The 21,015-nt window shown below is 64.5% G+C and carries 24 protein-coding genes; 17 read left to right on the top strand and 7 right to left on the bottom strand.

Features of this window, described 5'->3' with window-relative positions:
* The 5 genes from Q7V20_RS00160 to Q7V20_RS00140 all read right to left on the bottom strand — a co-directional run.
* Positions 1–1,765: efflux RND transporter permease subunit (locus tag Q7V20_RS00160; protein ID WP_370652369.1), on the bottom strand; the 1,765-nt coding region annotated here is incomplete at its 3' end.
* Positions 1,755–3,287, bottom strand: coding sequence for an efflux RND transporter periplasmic adaptor subunit (locus Q7V20_RS00155; RefSeq protein WP_304785909.1), 1,533 nt, complete (start codon positions 3,285–3,287; stop codon positions 1,755–1,757). The genes Q7V20_RS00155 and Q7V20_RS00160, both read right to left, overlap by 11 nt.
* Positions 3,288–3,294: 7 nt before the next feature.
* Positions 3,295–4,527, bottom strand: coding sequence for a TolC family protein (locus Q7V20_RS00150; RefSeq protein ID WP_304785907.1), 1,233 nt, complete (start codon positions 4,525–4,527; stop codon positions 3,295–3,297).
* A 133-nt stretch (positions 4,528–4,660) separates the two neighbouring features.
* Positions 4,661–5,035 carry a hypothetical protein gene (locus tag Q7V20_RS00145; protein ID WP_304785905.1) on the bottom strand — a complete coding sequence of 125 codons (375 nt, stop codon included), beginning with the start codon at positions 5,033–5,035 and terminating at the stop codon, positions 4,661–4,663.
* 25 nt (positions 5,036–5,060) lie between these two features.
* On the bottom strand, positions 5,061–7,277 hold the full coding sequence (locus Q7V20_RS00140) for a heavy metal translocating P-type ATPase (RefSeq protein WP_304785903.1): 2,217 nt from the start codon (positions 7,275–7,277) through the stop codon (positions 5,061–5,063).
* A 74-nt stretch (positions 7,278–7,351) separates the two neighbouring features.
* Between Q7V20_RS00140 and cadR the strand changes: the two genes are divergently transcribed.
* The gene (gene cadR, locus Q7V20_RS00135; protein WP_304785901.1) at positions 7,352–7,783 is read left to right on the top strand and encodes a Cd(II)/Pb(II)-responsive transcriptional regulator; all 432 of its coding nucleotides are present in this window, start codon (positions 7,352–7,354) and stop codon (positions 7,781–7,783) included.
* A 12-nt stretch (positions 7,784–7,795) separates the two neighbouring features.
* On the opposite strand, the gene Q7V20_RS00130 is transcribed toward cadR, so the two are convergent.
* Complete coding sequence (locus Q7V20_RS00130; RefSeq protein ID WP_304785899.1) at positions 7,796–8,662, bottom strand: sterol desaturase family protein; 867 nt, start codon at positions 8,660–8,662, stop codon at positions 7,796–7,798.
* Positions 8,663–8,764: 102 nt separating this feature from the next.
* Between Q7V20_RS00130 and Q7V20_RS00125 the strand changes: the two genes are divergently transcribed.
* From Q7V20_RS00125 to nifA, 3 genes are all read left to right on the top strand, one after another.
* Positions 8,765–9,763: an AraC family transcriptional regulator gene (locus Q7V20_RS00125; protein ID WP_304785898.1), complete on the top strand. Its 999-nt coding sequence runs from the start codon at positions 8,765–8,767 to the stop codon at positions 9,761–9,763.
* Positions 9,764–9,870: 107 nt separating this feature from the next.
* Positions 9,871–10,317, top strand: a complete 447-nt coding sequence (locus Q7V20_RS00120) for a YciI family protein (RefSeq protein WP_304785896.1) — start codon at positions 9,871–9,873, stop codon at positions 10,315–10,317.
* A gap of 71 nt (positions 10,318–10,388) precedes the next feature.
* Positions 10,389–12,068: a nif-specific transcriptional activator NifA gene (gene nifA / locus Q7V20_RS00115; protein WP_304785894.1), complete on the top strand. Its 1,680-nt coding sequence runs from the start codon at positions 10,389–10,391 to the stop codon at positions 12,066–12,068.
* A gap of 9 nt (positions 12,069–12,077) precedes the next feature.
* On the opposite strand, the gene Q7V20_RS00110 is transcribed toward nifA, so the two are convergent.
* A complete protein-coding gene (locus Q7V20_RS00110) occupies positions 12,078–12,515 on the bottom strand; it encodes a nitrogen fixation protein NifQ (RefSeq protein ID WP_304785892.1) in 438 nt (145 codons plus the stop codon).
* A 189-nt stretch (positions 12,516–12,704) separates the two neighbouring features.
* On the opposite strand from Q7V20_RS00110, the gene nifB reads away from it, so the two are divergent.
* The 13 genes from nifB to Q7V20_RS00045 all read left to right on the top strand — a co-directional run.
* A complete protein-coding gene (gene nifB / locus Q7V20_RS00105) occupies positions 12,705–14,285 on the top strand; it encodes a nitrogenase cofactor biosynthesis protein NifB (RefSeq protein ID WP_304785890.1) in 1,581 nt (526 codons plus the stop codon).
* Positions 14,286–14,324: 39 nt separating this feature from the next.
* Positions 14,325–14,519 (top strand): 4Fe-4S binding protein, encoded by a 195-nt coding sequence (locus Q7V20_RS00100; protein WP_230179643.1) that lies wholly within the window; start codon positions 14,325–14,327, stop codon positions 14,517–14,519.
* 11 nt (positions 14,520–14,530) lie between these two features.
* Positions 14,531–14,947 (top strand): iron-sulfur cluster assembly accessory protein, encoded by a 417-nt coding sequence (locus Q7V20_RS00095; RefSeq protein WP_304785886.1) that lies wholly within the window; start codon positions 14,531–14,533, stop codon positions 14,945–14,947.
* Positions 14,948–14,965: 18 nt separating this feature from the next.
* Positions 14,966–15,514 carry a M48 family metallopeptidase gene (locus Q7V20_RS00090; protein WP_304785884.1) on the top strand — a complete coding sequence of 183 codons (549 nt, stop codon included), beginning with the start codon at positions 14,966–14,968 and terminating at the stop codon, positions 15,512–15,514.
* Positions 15,511–16,299 carry a 4Fe4S-binding leucine-rich repeat protein gene (locus Q7V20_RS00085; RefSeq protein WP_304785882.1) on the top strand — a complete coding sequence of 263 codons (789 nt, stop codon included), beginning with the start codon at positions 15,511–15,513 and terminating at the stop codon, positions 16,297–16,299. Before Q7V20_RS00090 ends, Q7V20_RS00085 begins: the two co-directional genes overlap by 4 nt.
* Positions 16,292–16,627, top strand: coding sequence for a nitrogen fixation protein NifZ (locus Q7V20_RS00080; protein ID WP_230179639.1), 336 nt, complete (start codon positions 16,292–16,294; stop codon positions 16,625–16,627). Before Q7V20_RS00085 ends, Q7V20_RS00080 begins: the two co-directional genes overlap by 8 nt.
* An 8-nt stretch (positions 16,628–16,635) precedes the next feature.
* Positions 16,636–16,932 (top strand): nitrogen fixation protein NifZ, encoded by a 297-nt coding sequence (locus tag Q7V20_RS00075; protein ID WP_370652367.1) that lies wholly within the window; start codon positions 16,636–16,638, stop codon positions 16,930–16,932.
* A 13-nt stretch (positions 16,933–16,945) separates the two neighbouring features.
* Positions 16,946–17,299, top strand: coding sequence for a DUF3024 domain-containing protein (locus Q7V20_RS00070; protein WP_304785877.1), 354 nt, complete (start codon positions 16,946–16,948; stop codon positions 17,297–17,299).
* Entirely contained in the window at positions 17,296–18,495 is a 1,200-nt protein-coding gene (locus tag Q7V20_RS00065) for a cysteine desulfurase family protein (RefSeq protein ID WP_304785875.1), read from the top strand. Before Q7V20_RS00070 ends, Q7V20_RS00065 begins: the two co-directional genes overlap by 4 nt.
* Positions 18,492–18,713 carry a putative nitrogen fixation protein NifT gene (gene nifT / locus Q7V20_RS00060; RefSeq protein WP_304785873.1) on the top strand — a complete coding sequence of 74 codons (222 nt, stop codon included), beginning with the start codon at positions 18,492–18,494 and terminating at the stop codon, positions 18,711–18,713. The genes Q7V20_RS00065 and nifT overlap by 4 nt, the downstream gene beginning before the upstream one ends.
* A gap of 10 nt (positions 18,714–18,723) precedes the next feature.
* Positions 18,724–18,984, top strand: coding sequence for a hypothetical protein (locus Q7V20_RS00055; RefSeq protein WP_304785871.1), 261 nt, complete (start codon positions 18,724–18,726; stop codon positions 18,982–18,984).
* 19 nt (positions 18,985–19,003) lie between these two features.
* Positions 19,004–20,158, top strand: a complete 1,155-nt coding sequence (locus tag Q7V20_RS00050; RefSeq protein WP_304785869.1) for a DegT/DnrJ/EryC1/StrS aminotransferase family protein — start codon at positions 19,004–19,006, stop codon at positions 20,156–20,158.
* Between the two features lie 17 nt (positions 20,159–20,175).
* On the top strand, positions 20,176–21,015 hold an 840-nt coding region (locus tag Q7V20_RS00045), incomplete at its 3' end, for an SIR2 family protein (RefSeq protein ID WP_304785867.1).

Genomic DNA, 21,015 nt, shown 5'->3' with positions numbered 1-21,015 from the left:
TCAGGCTGGTGCCAGGGATGCGCAGCGCGTGCAGCGCGATGTCATGCTCGTCCAGGCTGGGGATGAACTCGCTGCCCATGCGGGTGGCCATCAGCCCGGCCAGGGCCACGCACACCGCCGTGATGGTCAGCACCAAGGGCTGGCGTGACAAGGCCTTGTCCAGCAAAGGCTCATAGCCGCGCTTGGCCCAGGCCATCAGGCGATTCTCTTTCTCGCTGACCGGGCCGGTGAGCAGCAAGGCCACCGCCGCTGGCACAAAGGTCATCGACAGGATCATGGCGCCCAGCAAGGCCGCCACCACCGTGAAGGCCATGGGGTGGAACATCTTGCCCTCCACCCCCGTCAAGGCAAAGATGGGCAGGTAGACCACCATGATGATGAGCTGACCGAACAGCAGCGGCCGGCGCGACTCTTGCGCCGCCGCGAACACTTCGTGAAAGCGCTCGGCCTGCGTCAAGGGCCGGCCAAGGCGGGATTGCGCATGCGCCAGGCGCCGCACGCAGTTCTCCACGATCACCACGGCGCCGTCGATGATGATGCCGAAGTCCAGCGCCCCCAGGCTCATCAGGTTGGCGCTGACCTGCTGGCTCACCATGCCGGTGAAGGTGAACAGCATGGCCAGAGGGATCACCATCGCGGTGATCAAGGCCGCGCGGAAGTTGCCCAGGAAGGCGAACAGCACCACGATGACCAGCACAGCGCCTTCGAACAGGTTGCGCTTGACGGTGGCAATCGCTTTGTCCACCAGCACGGTGCGGTCGTAAACCGTCTTGGCGATCACGCCCGCGGGCAAGGATTTGTTGACCTGCTGCAGGCGCTCATCCACCGCGCGCGACACCTCGCGGCTGTTCTCGCCGATCAGCATGAACACGGTGCCCAGGACCACCTCCTGGCCGTTCTCGGTGGCCGCACCGGTGCGCAGCGCCTGGCCCAATACCACCTCGGCCACGTCACGGATGCGCACGCTCACGCCTTGCGCCTGCTTGACCACGATGGCGCCGATGTCGGCCAGGCCCTCGACTTGACCGGGGGCTCGGATCAGGTACTGCTCGCCACGCCGCTCGATGTAGCCCGCACCCACGTTGGCGTTGTTGCGCTCCAGGGCGGTGACGATGTCCTGCAGGCTCAGGCCATGCGCCACCATCTTGGCCGGATCAGGTGCGACCTGAAAGGCCTTGGCATGGCCGCCGATGGTGTTGATCTCGGTCACGCCGGGCACAGTGCGCAACTGTGGTTTGACGATCCAGTCCTGGATCTCGCGCAGGTCCATCGGCGTGTAGGGCTGGCCATCGGCCTTGAGGGCGCCGGGCTTGGTCTCCACCGTCCACATGTAGATCTCGCCCAGGCCCGTGGTGATCGGGCCCATCGATGGGCTCAGGCCTGCTGGCAGTTGGCCACGCGCCTCTTGAATGCGCTCATTGACCAGTTGGCGAGCAAAATAGATGTCGGTGCCATCCTTGAAAACCACGGTGACCTGCGACAGGCCGTAGCGCGACAGGGACCGCACTTCTTTCAAGCCGGGCAAGCCCGCCATCGTCGTTTCGATGGGAAAGGTCACGCGCTGCTCGGCTTCCAATGGCGAATAGCCGGGGGCTTCGGTGTTGACCTGAACCTGGACGTTGGTGATGTCCGGCACTGCGTCAATGGGCAGTTTCTGGTAGCTGAACACGCCCAGGGCTGCGATGGCCAGCGTGGCCAGCAGCACCATCCAGCGCTGGGCAATCACCAATCGCAATGTGCGTTTAAACAGGGTTTCAGTGGTCATGGCTGGCCCCCGCCTTGCCCAGTTCGGCCTTGATCACGAAGCTATTCTTGGCGGCGTAGTGCTCGCCTGCGCTCAAACCACCGAGCACCTCGACCATGCGCCCATCGCTGCGGCCCAAGGCCAGTGGGCGCGCCTCCAGTTGCTGGCCGTAGCGGCCGAAGACCACCTGCCAGTCGCGCACGCTTTGGATGGCGTCCACCTGCACGGCCACTGGCACTTCGGCCTGGCCGGACGTGACGTCCACCTGCACCGGCAAGCCAGGGCGCCACAGGCCCTTGGGGTTGGGCAGCACCACCCGCGCCATGGCGCTTCGGGTCTGCTCGCCGACCAGGGCGCTGACGTAGGTGATGGTGCCTGCCGCTTGCGCCTCGAAGGCCGAGGCTTTGACCTGCACGGCCAGGCCGGTGCGGATGGTTCCCAGATCCTTGGTGGCCACGGGCACTTCCACCCACACTGATGACAGGTCGGACACCGTGAAGACGGGCTCGCTCTCGCCCAGGGACTGGCCCACGGTGATGCGCTTGTCGGTGACGATGCCGTCGATGGGTGAGCGCAACTCAAAACGCGTCAGGCTGCCACTGCTGGTGGCCGTGGCGCCCAGGTGGGCCAGCTTCTGGCGGATGTTCTGCTCGGCAATTTCCGCTTCCTGCAGGGCCGCACGCGCCTGCAGGTAGTCCTGTTCGGCGGAGATCTTGTCTTGCCAGAGCTTCTTCTCGCGATCATGGGTGCTGCGGGCCAAGGCCAGGCGCTTTTGCGCGGCCGCGCCCTCGGCGCGTTGATCGGCCAGTGAGAGGCTGGACAGCACGGCCAGCACCTGCCCCTTGCGAACGCGGTCGCCTGCGCTGACGGGCACAGACTCGACCAGCCCTGCCAGACGCGGCACCACCTGCACCGTGCGGTCGCCGTTGTAGCGGACCTCACCCAGCAAACTCAGTTGGCTGTTGATGCGCGCCGGGCCTGCCACGGCCAGGGTCACGCCCGCCTGCTGCAGTTGGGCATCGCTCATGGTGACGCGGGCTTCTTCCTGCTCATAGGCAAAGCGCTGGGTCTGTCCGCCCTGCACGGCCTCGATCGTGACTTTGAAGGAATGGGGCTCGACCACTTCGGCGTCGCCACGCAGGTAGTCGCCCTGGGGTTTGAACTGGATCACTTGTGGCGCGCGGCCCAGGCGTTCCAGGGTCAGCGTCACCTTGGCTTGGCCGGGTGCCACGGGTTTGCCGTTTTGATAAGCGTAGAGGCGGAATTCGGGCGGCACGCCCTCTTCGAAGATGGCGACTTCCAGGCCGTGCATGCCCGCCTTGAACAGGCGGCCACCATGGGGGCCTTTGGCGGGCTTGGCCTTGTCGGCTTCGTCATGGTGTTCCTCGTCCGCGTGGCCTTCGGCCTCCGCGTGTTCGGCATGGCCATGTTCATCATGGGCCGCAGGCTTGTCCTTCTGCAGGATCGCCCAGCCCAGCAGTGCGCCCAGGGCGACGACCACCGCGATGGCCAGCCAGGATTTTGGTTTGGTGGGGTTGTTCATGGTGTCATCAGTCTTTTGTCAGGTTCGGCTCGCCCAGCAGCTCAAGCAAGCGGGCATCGGCCTGGTAGGCCTGGGCAGTGGCGCTCAGCGCCAGGGTTTCGGCCTCGAAGAGGGTGCGTTGCGCATCCAGCACGTCCAGGAAGCCGAACTTGCCCAACTCATAGCCTTTGGTGCTGGCCGCGAAGGCCTGCCGCGCAGCGGGCAGCACCTTCTCGCGCAGGGTCTGGGCTTGTGTCAGGGCGGAGCTCAGTTGCGCCAGGGCCTGGGTGGCTTGCGCCTCCACGCTGGCGCGCACGGCTTCCAGCTCAACCCTCGCCTTGTCTTCGCGGCGGTTGGCTTCCAGGATGGCGCCCTGGTTGCGGTCGAACAGCGGCAGCACCAAGCTCACACCCAGGATGGGCTGGTCGCGGCCAAGTTGCTCATCGCGCTTGGCCCCGAGCGACACCGTGAGGTCGGGCATGCGGCGCGCCCGCTCCAGATCGCTCAGTGCTTGCCTGCGGGTGATCTCTTGTTGCGCCCGAGCGATGGCGGGTGAGGCCTCCAGGCGTTGGGCCAAGGGCTCCCAAGCGCCCACGGAGGGCAAGCGCTGAAGGTCAGCCTCGACCCGGTCAAACTTCACGCTCGGATCACCCAAGGCCAGACGCAGCTGAGACACGGCCCCGCGCCAATCGCTTTGGGCCACGGTGGATGCCGACAGCGCCTGGGCCTCAGCCACTTGCGCCTTCAGCTCTTCCACTGGCGAGACCTTGCCCGCCACCACCCGCTTGGACGCCGCCTCACGCGCCTGGGTGGACAAGCTGCCCAGCTCATCCGACAGCCGCACCCGCTCCTGCGCCACGGCCGCGCCGTGAAATGCGGCCATCACCTGCGACCGAACCTGAGCTCGCCGTGACAACACATCCAGGTCGGCCTGGCCTTGCGCTGCCCGCGCCGCGCTGATGCGGGCCGAGCGTTTACCGCCCAGTTCGAAAGGCTGGTTCAGCTGGATCGTGGTGGTGCGCGTGGCCCTCTGGTTGTCTTCCACCAGGGTGGACAGCTCAGGGTTCAGCCAGGCACCGGCTTGTTGCGTGGCGCCCTCGGCCGCCTCGCGCTCCAGCACCGTGGCACGCAAATCGGGGTGCTGCGCCAGCGCTGTGGACAGCGCCACGTCCAGGCTCAGGCTTTGCGCCCAAGCCGCCTGGAAAAAGAAGGGAACGCACAGGGCCGCACGGGCCGCCCAGGAAAGATCAAACCGTCGCATCGAATTCTCCGCACATCAGCAGGGGGACATTCGGCGAACAGGCACGGCGCATGTTCAAGATGGGTGGCTTGCACCCGCCTCACATGGCCAGGATCACATCAAGGTGTGTTCATTCAGGACCTGTCTCGCCGACTCAGGGCAAGACGATCCAATTGGGGCGTTCAATGCGGGTGGCATCAATGGAGGTGTAGCCCGCCAGCGGCGAGGCCACCAGCTCAGCCTGAGGCAAGGGCCCCGGCAGTGGCACGGCTGCGGTGGGCGGCAAAGACACCGTCGAACAGCAATGGTGATCGTGGTCCAGCATGGCCGAGGCCGGGCTGTCATCTTGAGCGCTGCCATCAAGGCGATCGCTGCCAACATCAGCTTGGTGCTGGTGTTCGTGCTCGTGGTGACCCGGGTGATGCGTGTCGGCCTGGCTGGTTTCGTGCAGGCAATACGGCGCCATGGCCGCCCAGACGGCCTGGAGAGGCAGCAGTACCAACAGGAAAATGGCGATCAGGCGACGCATGGCAATGAGTATATCGGCAGCTTGGTCAGGACGTGTAGCGAAGCAAGCGCAGGCCATTGGCCACCACCAGCAAGCTGGCGCCCACATCCGCGAACACCGCCATCCACATCGTGCCCAGGCCCAGCAGCGTCAGCACCAGGAACACCGCCTTGATGCCCAAAGCCAGCACGATGTTCTGAACCAGCAGCGCATGCGTGCGGCGCGACAGGCGCACAAAGCGCGGCAGTTTGCGCAGGTCGTCGTCCATCAAGGCCACGTCGGCGGTCTCGATGGCCGTGCCCGTGCCTGCGGCGCCCATGGCAAAGCCGATGTCGGCGCGGGCCAGCGCGGGTGCATCGTTGATGCCATCGCCCACCATGCCCACCGAGGCGCCCTGCCCGATCTTGTTGGCAATCACCCGGAGCTTGTCCTCGGGCAGCATGTCGCCATGGGCTTCATCGATGCCCACTTGCCCGGCAATGGCGCTGGCCGTGTGGGCGTTGTCGCCGGTCAGCATGACCGTCTTGATGCCCAGCGCGTGGAGTTCGGCAATGGCCTGGCGGCTGCTGTCCTTGACCGTGTCGGCCACCGCGAACAGGCCAAGCACGCTTTGCTCGTCGGTCAGCAAGATGACGGTTTTGCCTTGCTTTTCCAAGGCAGACAAACGGGCTTCCAGCTCGGCAGAGCAACGGCCTTGCTCATGGATCAAGCGGTGATTGCCCAAGTGGTAAAGCTGGCCGTCGATGATCCCCTTCGAGCCACGCCCGGGCAAGGCTTCAAAGCCCTCCACGTTCTTCAACGCGATGGCCTCCTGCTGGGCCGCCACCGCCAAGGCGCGTGACACCGGGTGATCGGAGCGCCCAGCCAGGCTGGCGGCCAGCACTCGGACCTCTGACGCGCCGTGGCCATTCAAAGCCACGAAATCGGTCTGCACCGGCTTGCCATGGGTGATGGTGCCCGTTTTGTCCAGGGCCAGCCACACCAGCTTGCGGCCCTCCTCCAGGTAGGCACCGCCTTTGATCAAGATGCCTTGGCGCGCAGCCGCTGCAAGACCACTCACGATGGTCACCGGGGTCGAGATCACCAGTGCACACGGGCAGGCGATGACCAGCAGCACCAGCGCCTTGTAGACCCAGTCAAACCAGGTGCCCCCGAACAGCAAAGGCGGCACGATGGCCACGCCCAGCGCGATGGCGAAAACCACGGGCGTGTAGACGCGGGCGAACTGATCAACAAAACGCTGAGTCGGCGCCCGCGCGCCCTGCGCCTCTTCCACCGCGTGGATGATGCGCGCCAGCGTGCTGTCGCCCGCCGTGGCCGTCACCAGGTATTCAAAAGAGCCGGATTCATTGATGGTGCCGGCAAAAACCGCATCGCCCTGGGCCTTGTCGACCGGCAAGCTCTCGCCCGTGATCGGCGCCTGGTTGACCGTTGAGCGCCCGCTCGCGATGGTGCCGTCCAGCGCGATGCGTTCGCCGGGTTTGATGCGCACGCGCGCTTGCAGGGCCACCGACTTGGCGGCCACCTCTTGCCAACTGCCGTCCGCCTGCAAGACGGTGGCGCGCTCGGGCGCCAACTGCATCAGGCCCTGGATGGCGTGGCGCGCGCGGTCTAGCGATTTGGCCTCGATCAACTCAGCCACTGTGAACAGCACCATCACCATGGCCGCTTCAGGCCATTGACCCAGCACCAGGGCGCCGGTCACGGCAATGCTCATCAGGGCGTTGATGTTCAGGTTGCCGTTGCGGATGGCCACCCAGCCCTTCTGATAGGTCGTGATGCCGCAGGCCAGCACTGCCGTCAGCGCCAGCATGGCCGCCACCCAGCTGGGCAAGCTGAGCCAGTGCGCGGCCTCAGAAGCCACGGCGGCCACCCCGGCCAAGGCCAGAGGCCGCCAGGGCTTGACGGGCTCTGGAGCCGACTTGGCATCTGAAGGCGTGCCGGCGACCACCTCCGGAGTGAAGCCCAGGGAGCGGATCGCCTCCAGGATCGACTCGATGGCCTGCGGTTCGTGCGTCACCGTCAGCACGCGCTGCATCAGGTTGAACTCCATGCCCGAGACACCGGCCACGCCACCCAGCTTCTTGCGCAGCAGCGCCTCCTCCGTCGGGCAATCCATCTGCATGATGCGGATGGGGGTTTGCGTGCCCGTGCCTTTGGACAAGGGTGCGCCTTCCGCCACAGGCGTTACGGTCGTCGCCCCGCAGCAAGGCTCATGGCCATGCGCGTGGTGGTGTGAATGGTGTTCAGAGTGAGCAGACATGGGCTTTGGCTTTGCGTTTCAGCCATTACACAAGCTGAAGCTACTATAGAGTCAAGAGGTTTTTGGGAGCCCCCATGAAAATCGGTGACTTAGCCCAAGTAGCGCAATGCACGGTCGAGACCATCCGCTACTACGAGAAGGAAGGCCTGCTGCCCGCGCCTGCCAGAACGGCGGGCAATTTCCGGGTGTATGGCCCGGAGCATGCAGAGCGTTTGCGCTTCATCCGCAACTGCCGCGCGCTGGACATGAGCCACAGCGAAATCCACGCCCTGTTGCGACTTGCCGACCAAACAGCTGAAGACTGTGGTGCCGTGAACGCTGTCTTCGACCAGCACATCGCCCACGTTGATGAGCGCATTCGCGAGCTGACCCAACTCAAACAGCAGTTGGCCAACTTGCGACAGCGATGCCAAAGCGAGCAGACCGTGCAATCGTGCGGCATCTTGCAGGGGCTGGCGGCCATGGAGGCCGAACAAAAACCAGAACGTCACACGCACCTGGGCTGAGTTAACTGCCGGTCACGCCTTGGCCGATGGATAACGCTCGTTCACCCAATCCGGGTGCTTCCACACAATGCGCAAGTCCTTGTGCCGCCAAACATCCACCCACATCGACACAAACTCACCAAACACCAGGTGCAGCGGATTGAGCGAGCGCGGCGCCCGGGCACTCACGCCATAACGGATCTCGCCCGCATCCCGCTCATCCACGAAGGTGCCAAACACGCGATCCCAGATGATGAGCGTGCCGCCAAAATTGGTGTCGATCTGGCGCGGATTGCGGCCATGGTGAACGCGGTGGTGCGATGGCGTGTTGAACACGTATTCAAACCACGTCGGCAGGCGGCGCACAACTTCGGTGTGGATGAAGAACTGGTAGAACAGGTTCAGCTCCAGCGCCAGCACGGCCAGGTTCTTGTCGAAGCCGATCAGCGCCTGCGGGATCGTGCTGAGCAGGACCACGCCTGACAAATCAAACATGGGCGTCTGCCGCAAGGCGGTTGACAGGTTGTAGCGTTCGGAGCTGTGGTGCACCGAATGCGCTGACCAGCCATAGCGCACGCGGTGCATGAAGCGGTGCGCCCAGTAAAACACCAGGTCCGTCAGCACGAACACCAGCGCAAAATCCAGCACCATCGATGGCGAGCGCCACCTCAAACCCCACTGCCGCACCCAGTCGTAAAACACGGTCACCACCAGCGCGATGAAGATGCCATCCACCACCTTGTACAAAACCCCGGTCGAGAAGTTGGCCAGCGTTTCCTTCAGGTCATAGGCATCGGGCCGCTGCTGCTGGATCAGGTGCCGCCGCTCCAGCAGCACCAGCCCGATGAACACCGAGCCGGCGATCAGGATGAAATACAAGGCGTGCAGGAAGTCGGTCACGGGCCATCTCCAAATCGTGTCGTCGATGGGGTGGACTCTAGGGACGCGACCCGGCAATGCATCGACAATGCATGCCAATGTTTTAACCATCCACGCCAAGCCATGTCTTTCCTGATCCGCGTCACCGGCGCCTGGACGCGCCTGCTCACCGATTGGCTGGACCGCGAGCCATTTGAAGCGCCTCACCTGCGCGCTGCCCTGAACGCCCATTCGGTGGACGATGCCGTGGCGATGGTTTCCTGGGCCCGACTGCTGGATGAAGCGGCCGCGCTGCGCCCCGACCACCCGGCCCTGGGCCTGGAGATTGGCGCGGGCGTGGCGGCGCGCCACGTGGGTGCGCTGGGCTACCTGGTCATGGCCTGCGACACGCTGGGCGATGCCATGGCGGCCTACCAGCGCTACGAGCGCCTGTTTTATGGCGCCGGCATTGCCGAGGTGCATCCCACGGGCGCGAATGTGAGTTTGAGCTGGCCCGCGGGTGGTGGTGGCGCACTGGCCGATGAGGTGGCCATCGCGGCGCTGGTGTCGTTCATGCGGCAGCAGGTCGATGCCAAGGTGTCGCCCACCCAGGTGCACTTCATGCACCCGGCCAGCGCTGAAAGAAAAGCAGCCAACGAACGCTTCTTTGGCTGTCCGGTGCTGTTCGATCAGCCTCGCACACTGGTGAGCATCCCCCTGCCCCTGCTGGGCCTGCCCTTGTCCAAACGCGATCCCATGTTGAAGGAGCTGCTGGAGCGGCAGGCGCAGGCCCTGCTGGACGCTCTGCCCGACCCCAATGCGTTTGACCAGTCCGTGCAGCAACTACTGGCGCGCCTGTTGCCCGAGGGGCAGGTGTCGGTGGACAAGGTGGCTGCCAGCATGCACCAGTCCGTTCGCTCCTTGCAAAGGCGGCTGGCGGACAGCGGACTGACGTGGCAGGAATTGTTGGACCGCACGCGAGAGCAACTGGCCTGCGGCTACCTTCGGGACCAAGGCTTGTCATTGGCCGAGATTGCGCTGCTGCTGGGTTACAGCGAGCAAAGTGCTTTCACCCGCTCGTTCAAGCGTTGGACGGGGCTGACGCCAAGGGCATTCAGGGCACAGGTCAAGCAAGGACGGTGATGGCTGGGCAAAATGTGCCCCACCCTTGTCGATTCCAGGCAAATTGGTTCGTCGTCATGGATGTCAGGGCTATTCGGCCCTCTAACCCGAGTCAAGGAGAAACAGCAATGCGTGTCATGGTGATGGTGAAAGCAACAAGCCAATCAGAGGCAGGCGAAATGCCCCGCACGGAGTTGATGGCGGCCATGGGCAACTTCAACGAAGAGCTGGTCAAGGCCGGCCTGCTGCTGGCGGGCGAAGGGCTGCACCCCAGTTCCCGAGGCAAACGGGTGCAGTTTTCTGGCAGCCAACGAAGCGTGACGGACGGGCCATTTGCAGAGACCAAAGAGCTCGTCGCCGGGTTCTGGCTGTGGCAGGTCCAATCCATGGAAGAGGCGGTTGAATGGGTCAAACGCTGCCCCAACCCCATGAATGGCGATTCCGAGATCGAGATTCGGCCCCTGTTCGAAGCTGCTGATTTCGGCGATGAGTTCACCCCGGAGTTGCAAGCGCAGGAAGAGCGATTGCGGGCCCAGCTTGACCTGAGTCAAGGAATCGGCGCCCAGCCCGTTTAAGCCCCCAATTTTGGCGCGCAACTTGCAAGTGGTTTCGGTCGTCGGTTTCAAAGACCGAGAAAGGCAGCGCCATGGTAAGCACGCACCACGAACGGGCCAGCATCGAGCTTCTGACGGTCTATCAGGTCAGCAAGATCCTGGGATCCTCGCTCGACATCTTCAAGACGTTCCGAGAGGCCCTCAACGTCATGGTGTCCATGATGGGTTGGCGACGGGCCATCGTGAGCTTGCAAACCGAGGACGGCACCCTGCAGGGCATGTGCGCCGTGGGCCTGTCGCGCGAAGAGTCCGCCAGATTGGTGTTCGGTGTGGGTGAAGGCATTGTGGGGCGGGTCTTCGCCAGCGGCTTGCCCATGGTCGTGCCAGACATCAATGCCGAACCGCTTTTTCTGAACCGCAGCGGTGCCGCGGATCAATCGCCGAACGACTCCATTGCCTACATTGCCTGCCCGATCAAGGCGGACCGGCGCACGCTGGGCGTGTTGACCATGGACAGGCTGGTCACCGACCGCTCCGGCGTCTTTGACGAAGACTTGCGGCTGTTGTCGATGGTCGCCACGCTGATGGGCCAGAACCTGTTGCTGCACCGCAGTGTGAGCGCAGAACAGGGTCGCTTGTATGAAGAGAGCCGACGCCTCTCCAAGGCACTCAAGCCCGTCTACAAACTCGACACGGCCATCGGTGGATCGCCTCGCATGCAGGAGGTCTTCGCCGAGGTGCACCAGGCCGCGCCCACCAAGACCACCGTCCTGCTGCGAGGCGAAAGCGGAACCGGCAAGGAGGTGGTGGCCCGCGCGGTGCACAACCTGTCGCCACGCAAGGATGAGCCCTTTGTTCGCGTCAACTGTGCGGCGCTGACCGAATCGCTGCTTGAATCAGAACTGTTTGGCCATGAGAAAGGCGCCTTCACCGGCGCGGTGAACACGCGCAAGGGCCGCTTTGAAATGGCCCATGGTGGCACCCTTTTCCTGGACGAGATCGGCGACATCTCCGCCGGCTTCCAGGCCAAGCTGCTGCGGGTGCTGCAAGAACGTGAGTTCGAGCGGGTGGGCGGCACCGCCTCCATCCGGGTAGACGTGCGCATGGTGCTGGCCACCAACCGAAACCTTGAAAAAATGGTGGCCGCGGGCGAGTTCCGGGCCGACCTGTACTACCGCATCAACGTGGTCAGCATCTTCCTGCCCCCGTTGCGTGAGCGCCGTGAAGACATCCCCTTGATGGTGGAGCACTTCCTGGCGCGCTTCAACCGTGAGAACAGCCGCAAGGTCAAAGTGACGCCGCGCGCCATGAAGGTTCTGAGCAGTTGCTACTGGCCGGGCAATGTCCGCGAGCTGGAAAACTGCGTCGAACGCACCGCCACCATGGCCCACAACGAAGACCTGACGGATTTGAGCTTTCCCTGCCATGACAACCGTTGCCTGACGCAGGTGCTGCACCACGTTGACCGCGAGGATGCCGTCAAGCCCGGCCGCCCCATCGGCATCCCGATCACCGAAATTCCCTTGCGACCCGCTGTGCCCCCGGCCAGGCCTTCAGTCAGCGAAGGGGATGAGGACCACCGCCCTCCATCCACCATCACCACATCATCCTCATCCTCCGACGACAAGCCCGATGGCGAGCGTGAACGCCTGATCTGGGCCATGGAAAAGTGTGGATGGGTGCAGGCCAAGGCCGCACGCCTGCTCAACATCACGCCACGCCAGATGGGCTACGCGCTGCAAAAGTACGACATCGAAGTGCGCAAGTTCTAACGCCTGCTGCTAGACAAAGCACAGGGGCTGGTCTTCGCATTGTTCGCAATGCGGTGACTTGCAGATCAGCACGTCGGCGCGCTCACACAGCATGCGGTAGAGGAACTTCTTCCAGCGCATGTCCTTGTGGTTGAGCGCCTTCAGCGAGGTGAAGTGTTCCTGCATCAAGGCGCCCAATTGCGCACGGTTGCCCAGCCCCAGATCCTCCCAAAGGTGGTTGGGGCCCATGCAGGCTTCGGCCACGGCCTGGGCCAGGTGCCGGGCCAGTACACCCGGGTGGGTCGCATGCTCCGTGAGCAGCACGACCAGGTCATCGACCTCGTCATGAACCGCGAGCTTGGGGATCAGCATGTCGTTCATGGTGGCGTCCTCTTGCGTCTCTGGCGTGCACTGACATGCCAGGTGCGGCGCAAGAGCTGTGCCATGCGATTCCCCCCTCCAACACAAACATGCCTGTCGGCTTTGTCAGAGATCTGACAGGCCCTTGCGACAAGGCGTGTTTCAAAGCCTTCAAGCCAGCCCTTGCAAACCTGGCCACATGGGCTAAGTCATTGATTTTCAATTGATTTCAAAGTGGCACGGAACTGGCAATGCAGGCTTGGCAACGAGCCGCAACTCTTGGACGGGGAACACCACATGGACGCACCGCAACTCGCTACGAAAGCCTTCATCGGCATCGGTCAAATCCGGCCCTTGGGCGCCGCCATCACGCCTGAACCTTCGGGTGGCTGCGGCACCACGGGCGGTGAAGGCAAGGCCAGTTGCGGATCATCTGGTGGCCCCGATGACATGCCTCAAGAAATCTGGGACAAGGTCAAGAACCACCCCTGCTACTCGGAAGAGGCCCACCACCACTATGCCCGCATGCACGTGGCCGTGGCGCCAGCCTGCAACATCCAATGCAACTACTGCAATCGCAAATACGACTGCAGTAACGAGTCCCGCCCCGGCGTCGTCTCGCAGAAGCTGACGCCCGAACAGGCCGTCAAGAAGGTCCTGGCCGTGGCCAGCGAGATCCCGCAGATGACGGTGCTGGGCGTGGCGGGCCCCGGCGATTCCCTGGCCAACCCCAAGAAGACCTTCGACACCTTCCGCATGCTGCAGGAAACGGCGCCGGACATCAAGCTGTGCATCTCGACCAACGGCCTGGCCCTGCCCGACCTGGTCGATGAGATCTGCCAGTACAACATCGACCACGTCACCATCACCATCAACATGGTGGACCCGGCGGTGGGCGAGAAGATCTACCCGTGGATCTTCTGGCAGCACAAGCGCGTGACCGGATACGAGGCCGCCAAGATCCTGCACGAGCGCCAGATGCTGGGCCTGGAGATGCTGACCGCCCGCGGCGTGCTCACCAAGATCAACTCCGTGCTGATCCCCGGCATCAACGACGAACACCTGATCGAGGTGAACCGCGAAGTCAAAAAGCGCGGCGCCTTCCTGCACAACATCATGCCGCTGATCTCGGAAGCCGAGCACGGCACGGTGTTCGGCCTGACCGGCCAACGCGGCCCCACCGCTCAAGAGCTCAAGGCCGTGCAAGACGCCTGCATGGGCGGCGCGAACTTGATGCGGCATTGCAGGCAATGCCGCGCTGATGCGGTGGGACTGCTGGGCGAAGACCGCAGTGAAGAGTTCACGCTCGACAAAATCGAAGAGATGGAGATCGTGTACGACCTGGACAAGCGCCGCGACTACCAGGACAAGGTGGAAACCGAACGCCAGGCCCAACACGCCGCCAAGCAGGAAGCGCTGAGCGCCCAGGTGGAACGCGCTGGTGTGGACCCGGACATGAAAGTGCTGGTGGCCGTGGCCACCGAAGGACACGGCCGCGTCAACCTGCACTTTGGGCACGCCACCGAGTTCCAGATCTTCGAGGTGTCGGCCGCCGAGTCCCTGTTCGTCGGGCACCGCCGGGTGGACCTGTACTGCCAGGGTGGCTTTGGTGAAGACGAGCAGTTGCCCTCCATCGTCAAAGCCATCAACGACTGCCATGCCGTGCTGGTGGCCAAGATCGGCGCCTGCCCGCGTGATGAGCTCAAAGCTGCAGGCATCGAGCCTGTGGATGCCTACGCCCACGAGTTCATCGAGAAAGCCGCCCTGAGCTGGTTTGCCGACTACGCCGACCGGCTGGCACGAGGCGACATCACCCACCAGCCTCGAGGCGATGCCTCCATCCGCCAAGGGGCCTACACCTCTGAAGCGGCGGCCTGACCCGTCCTAGCGAACCCTGTTGACCGAAGGAGAACCACCATGGCCTTGAAGATCATCGCCTCCACCTGCACAGGCTGCTCCGCCTGCGAACCCGAATGCCCCAACGTCGCCATCCGCGAAAAGGGCGGGACCTTCATCATCGATCCGGCCAAGTGCACGGAATGCGAAGGCCAATTTGATGCGCCCCAATGCCTGGCCGTGTGCCCGGTGGATGGCTGCATCGTCAATGCTTGAAAAGGAAAAACATGACCATCAACATGACCGTGACCCAGGCCGCCGAACGCTTCATCAAGCGCATGGTGAAGTTCTCGGGCCTGCCTGCCAGCGCTGGCTTTCGCCTCACGGTGAGCCCGGGCGGCTGCTCGGGCTACAGCAGCGAGTTCACCGTGGAAGCGGCACCACTCGACGGCGACAAGGCCTTTGACATCAACGGGGTGCAGGTGTTCCTGCCCGCGCAAAGCCGCCTGATGCTGGATGGCGTGACCGTGGACTTTGCCGACACCCCCACCCAATCGGGCTTGACCTTCTTCAACCCGAACGCCGGGGCCTGTGGCTGCAGCAGCAGTGATACCAGCACCGACAGCAGCGCGGCCACGCCCCCTTCGGTGGCCAAGATCGAGATCAGCTCGATCCGTTCGTCCATGCCTCGGCCCGTGAACTGAAGCCTTGGGGAACACGCCATGCACCACCACCCATCGTCCCAGCACGACGTCGGCTTTGACAGCGCCGTGCTGGGGGGTGGCTTGCCCGCTGAAGTGGAAGGCCTGATCACGCAAGCCGGACTCGTCCGCAATGACCGCGCCCAGGCCGAACCTTTGCTGCACAAGGCACGCGAGCTGGCGCCCTCACACCCGGCCACGCTGATCGCGATGTACCGCTTTCACTTCTACGGCCACCGCCTGAAGGAGGCCCGCTCGGTGGCGCAGGAATCCCTGAGCATCGCGCGGTCCGCCTTGGGACAAGACATCAGCGTCAATGACGAGCAAGCCCGCTTCGACGCGGCCACCCGCTTTTACCTGTTCGCCCTGAAGGCCTATGCCTACCTGAGCTTGCGCCTGGGCGACACCGACACCGCGCGCAACACCTTGGCGGAACTGCGCCGACTCGATCCTCAGGACCGGGTCGGCGGCGGCCTGCTGACCCACGTGCTGGCCCGCGCCGAAGCGCCAGACCTGAGCGACGACGACTTCAACGCCCCCATTGCGCACCGGGGCTGGAGCGCGCCATGATGAACTTGGCGTCGAACGAGATCGAATCAGTGGACTGGCAGGGCATGCCCGTCGCCTGCCAGGCTTGCCACTACCAGAGCCTGCTGGCACAGGGCCGGTGCGAGCCTGGCCGCGCCTGCGTTCAAGACCGCTACGCCCGCCGCATCGACCGCTTCTTCAACTGGAACCCGCAGCTGGCCAACGAGTTGCTGAGCCACCCCTACTTCGAGGTGCGCGCCATCGCCGTTCGCTACGCCGATGTGTTTCGCCTGGCCGACCTGATCCACGACCCCGACGAAACCGTGCGCCTGCAACTGGCCCTGCGCCTGCCGCAACGCGCCTTGATGAACCTGCGCGACGACCCGCACCGCGAAGTGCGCATCCGCGTGGCTCACCGCCTGGACGTGAGCGCCCTGCCCTCCATGCGGCAAGACCCGGACTACTACGTCCGGCAGCTGGTGGCCCGGCGCTTGCCCCTGGCGCTGCTGCCTTCGATGATGAGCGACCCGCAAAGCGACGTGCGCCAGGAGGTGGCTCAGCGCCTGGAGATGCCCGCCCTGCTGCGCATGGCCGATGACCGTGCCAGCGAAGTGCGCCGCATCGTGGCCCGGCGTCTGCCCGTGCCGTTGCTGAGCCGACTGGCACACGATCCTGACCTGATGGTGCGTTGGGAAGTGGCGCAACGGGCAGACCGGCACCTGCTCATCATGATGATCAAGGACCCTGACGACGACATCCGCGCCGTGGCCCGTCAGCGCCTGATGCCTGACCGCACGGCCACCTCACTGGGAGCGCAGCATGGGTGACATCAACCGCGACGACAACCTGATTGAAGTGGCCGATCCGCCCCGCTTTGGCTTTGGCGAGCGCGTGGTCAGCCGCACCATCATCCGCAACGACGGCACCTTCAATGGCAAGGACATCGGCGAAGTGCTGGTGCGCAAAGGCGATGTCGGCTACGTGTGCTCCATCGGCACCTTCCTGCAGCAGTTCTACATCTACGCCGTGGAGTTCACCGACCACGGCTACCGCGTCGGCATGCGCGCCAAGGAACTGATGACGCTGGACAAGCTGCCCGACGAGATCCTGGCCCAGCTGGGCGAACGTGCCGATGAACTCAAACAACTGCGATGAGGTCCCCCATGATGATCGAACCCCGTGAGCCCCAATACCAATGGGGACAGCAAGTGGTCGCGCTGGTCGACTTGGTCAACGATGGCACCCACCCCGACCATGCGCCAGACGCGGTCCTGGCCAGCATGGGCAGCGAGGGCGAGATTGTTCAGGTGGGCCGCCACGTCGAGGCCAACCAGCCGGTCTACATGGTCGAGTTCGACGGCCTGGTCGTCGGTTGCCTGGAGGAAGAGATCCTGCTGTGCCAGGAGCTGGACCAGATGCTGTCGGAATCCCGGGGCCAGTTGCGCCTGTTGCACGGTTGACGAGCGAGCCTCCATGAACACCCTGGCCGCCCCCATGCCCGCCATGCAGGCCGTGGTCCACGACATGGACCGCGTGCGCATCGAGCGCGCCTTGCGGCAGCGGGTGCGCTACCGCTATGTGCAGCCGCAGGTGGAGCGGGCGCCCGGCGCGCCGGGCTGGCTCGTCAGCAGCCCCTGCTGCTCGCGCAACATCGACCCCTCTGGTGGCGTGATCTCGATCGCCTGGCTGGAACCGGCCGAAGGCATGTGGTCGCTTTACTTTCGCGACCATGTGCATGACCGCTGGGTTTTGCATGACGAATGCCACCACCTCCAGCCGCTGCTGGACGAGGTCTGCCTGGACCCGACCCGGGTGTTTTGGCCATGAACACCGACCGCATCTACCTGGACAACAACGCCACCACGGCACCGACGGCGGACGTGATGGGCGCAGTGGCCCACGGACTGATCAAGCACTGGGCCAACCCCTCGTCGCCCCACGCCATGGGCCAGGAGGCCCGGCAGGCATTGATGCAGGCCCGCACGCAGCTGGCACGGATGCTGGGGTGCAAACCGGCTGAAGTGGTGTTCACCAGCGGCGCCACCGAATCCAACCACATCGCCTTGCGCGGGGCCGTGGGCTTCAATGGCCGACAGGGCCTGGTCCTCAGCGCGGCTGAGCACGCGGGCGTGCAGAAGCTGGCGCGGCATCTGGCCCAGCGCCAGCAAGCGAACCTGGGCTGGATCGGGCTGACGCCCGAAGGCACGCTGGACATGGCGCAGGCGCGCGATCTGGTCACGCCGCACGTGGCCCTGGTGTCCGTCATGGCGGCCAACAATGAAACCGGCGTGTTAATGCCGATTGGCGAGATGGCCCGGCTGGCCCACGCACAAGGTGCCATGCTGCATGTGGATGCCACCCAATTGATCGGCAAGCTCCCCTTTGACTTTGACAAGTCCGGGGCGGACCTGGTCTCCTTGTCGGCGCACAAGTTCCACGGACCCAAGGGTGTCGGCGCCCTGATCGTGCGCCAAGGCCTGAACTGGCCGGCCTTGTACCAAGGCTCGCAGGAACGCGCCCGGCGCGGCGGCACCGAGAACCTGCCCGGCATCCTGGGCCTGGCCGCCGCCACCGAACGCCTCACCATGGCGCCGCAAGCCTGGTTCCAGCACATGGCCTCGCAAACGCGCCTGCGGGATCAACTGGAGCAAGGGCTCCTCAGCCGCTTGCCCGGCACCGTGGTCTTTGGCGGCGAGGCCACCCGCCTGCCCAACACCAGTTACCTGCGCTTTGGCCACCTGCACGCCGACGTGGTGCTTCAACGCCTGGAACGCCTCGGGATCATGGCCTCGTCGGGGGCCGCCTGTTCAGCCAGCGGCAACGAGCCTTCGTTCGTGCTGAGCGCCATGGGCATCCCCCGCGAAGAGGCTTTGTGCGCCATCCGCTTTTCCTTGTCCATACAAACCACCTCGGCGCAGATCCAGACGGTACTTGATCGCCTGCCCGCCGAACTGGCCCCACTGATGGCCGAGCATGCCGCCGCCGCAGGCCACCCCGCATTTCCCTCAGGAGCATTCGCATGAAGATCATGATTCGCAAGGCACCCAACGGTGTGACGTCGGTGTACGTGCCCAAGAAAGACCTGGAGGAACCCATCGTGGCGATGGAGAACCCAGGCATGTGGGGCGGCCTGGTCACGCTGGCCAATGGCTGGCAGTTGGCCATGCCTGACATGCCCGAGGGCACCACCTTGCCGATCACCGTGGAAGCGCGCCGCACCACGACCGGCGAAGAAGTCTGAGGCGAGCACCATGGCCATCACGCTTGATCAACTCACGGAGGCCGGGCAGATCCTGGGCTCCTCATCCACGGTGCGCGCGGCCGCTGCGGTCATCCGGGAACGCTTTGCGCCCCTGCATGCCCTGGTGCTGGACGCCTTTGACATGCGCAGCGAATCGCCCGCGCTGCAAGTGCAGAACCGCGCGCTCTACCTCATGGCCACCGATGGTCACTGCTGGTCGGTCACCGCCCAGCCCGAGCGCGCATCGGCCTTTGTGCTCACGCAAGACTGAACAAGAGAGAGCCCACGCCATGGACGCCCCCGACGACTGGATTGCTCTGTCCGACCCTGACATCACCGGCGATGAGCTGGAGGCCGTGGTCATGGCCCTGCGCAGCGGGCAATTGTCTGCCGGCCCGGCGGTCAACGAGTTTGAAAGCACCTTTGCGCAATGGGTGGGCCGATCGCATGGCGCGGCCGTGGGCAGCGGCACTCTGGGCGCCTGCCTGGCCCTCAAGATCATGGGCATTGGCCCGGGCGATGAAGTCATCACCGCCGCCTATGCCTGGCACCAGATCGCCCATGCCATCTCGCTGGTGGGTGCCACGCCCGTACTGGCCGACATCGACTACTGGTCGGGCTGCATCGACCCGGTCAAGGCGGCCGACAAGGTCGGCCCCCGCACCCGCGCCATCCTGGCCTCCAATGTCAACGGCCACCCCGCCGATTGGCAGGCCCTGCGCGAACTGGCCAACCGGTACAAGCTCAAGCTGATCGAGGACAGCACCGAAGCCGTCGGCTCGCGCTACCAGGGCCGCCTGGTGGGCAGCTTCGGCGACGTGTCGATCTTCGACTTCTCGCAGCCCTCGGCCCTGTGCTGCGGACAAGGTGGCATGGTGCTGACCGACGACCCCGCCCTGGCCAGCGAACTGGGCTACCTGCGCGAACGCCGCCTGAGTGATCGCAACTCGGTCTCGGTGGGCAGCCGCGTGCCTTGGCAGGCCAGCATGAGCGACCTGGATGCCGCCCTGGGCCTGGCGCAATTGCAGCGCATTGACGAGATCCTGCTCAAGCGCAAGCAGGTCGAGGGCTGGTACCACACGCAGATGCAAAGCTTCGAAGGCATCAAGCCGCCCTACCTGGCCGAGCACATCGACGAAGTCCACTGGATGCTCTACAAGATCCACCTGGGCAAGCGTTTCACCGGCAGCGCCCGCAACCAGATCATCGAAGACATGGACTCGAACTCGGTCCAGTCGGCCATCTACTGCGTGCCGCTGCACCAGCAGTTTCACTACCAGCAACTGGGCTGGCACCGAGGGCTGCTGCCCAACACCGAGCGCATCGGTGACCGATCTCTCACCCTGCCCTTTCACACCCACCTGGACGAAGACGAGGTCAGCTACATCGTCAAGACGCTCAAGGATGCCTCGGTCAACGTCGGGGCCGGGGCCGCCATCTACTGACCTCATTGGAGTTGAACATGACCCTGACCGATGCCCCCGTGGCGGTGACCGCCCCCCCTTGGCTCGCCGAGCTGAGCGATGGCCTCAAAAAAGGCCGCATCGTGCCCTACCTGGGCCCGCGCATGCTGGAGCTGATCCCCGATGCCCCGGTGCCCGCCACCCCGGAGGCCCTGGTGGCGCTGCTGGTGGCCAAGGCCACCGTGCCGCACAAGATTCGCAATCGCCTGACCCAGGCCGCGCAGTTCATCGAGAACTTCAAGCACCGCAAGAGCGTGGTCAGCCTGATGAACGAGGCCTTTGCCCAGCCCGCCGTCCCCAGCGCCTTTCACCTGTGGCTGGCCAAGGTGGCGCCACCGCTGGTGGTGGAAAGCTGGTACGACGACACCCTGACCACGGCCTATGCACAGACGCACCCGGCCGCCGACTGGGGCCAGGTACAAGGCCTGGCCCAGTCCGAACACTTCGGCACCTGGACGGCTTTCTACGATGCCCTGGGGCAACTGGCCGAAAGCTGCCCGCCGGAATGGAAGTCGCTCGTCTATCGGCCCATCGGCGGCCATGCGCCCGCCGGAAACTACCTGGTGTCCGATTCGGACTACGTGGAAGTGCTGACCGAGATCGACATCCAGACACCCATCCCGGCCGAGGTGCAGCAGTTGCGCACCGGACGCGGCTTCCTGTTCCTGGGTTGCCGCTTCAATGACCAGCTCACGCGCAGCTTTGCCCGCCAGATCATGAAGCGCTCCAGCGACCGCCACTGGGCCGTCCTGCCCGACGAGCCCACGCGCATGGAAGCGCGCTTCCTGGAAGAGAACAACGTCACCCGCATCGCCCAACCCCTGGCCGAAGTGGCGGCG

The organism is Aquabacterium sp. (assembly GCF_030652515.1).
Lineage (GTDB): Bacteria > Pseudomonadota > Gammaproteobacteria > Burkholderiales > Burkholderiaceae_C > Aquabacterium.
This window is presented reverse-complemented; position numbering and strand designations above follow the sequence as displayed.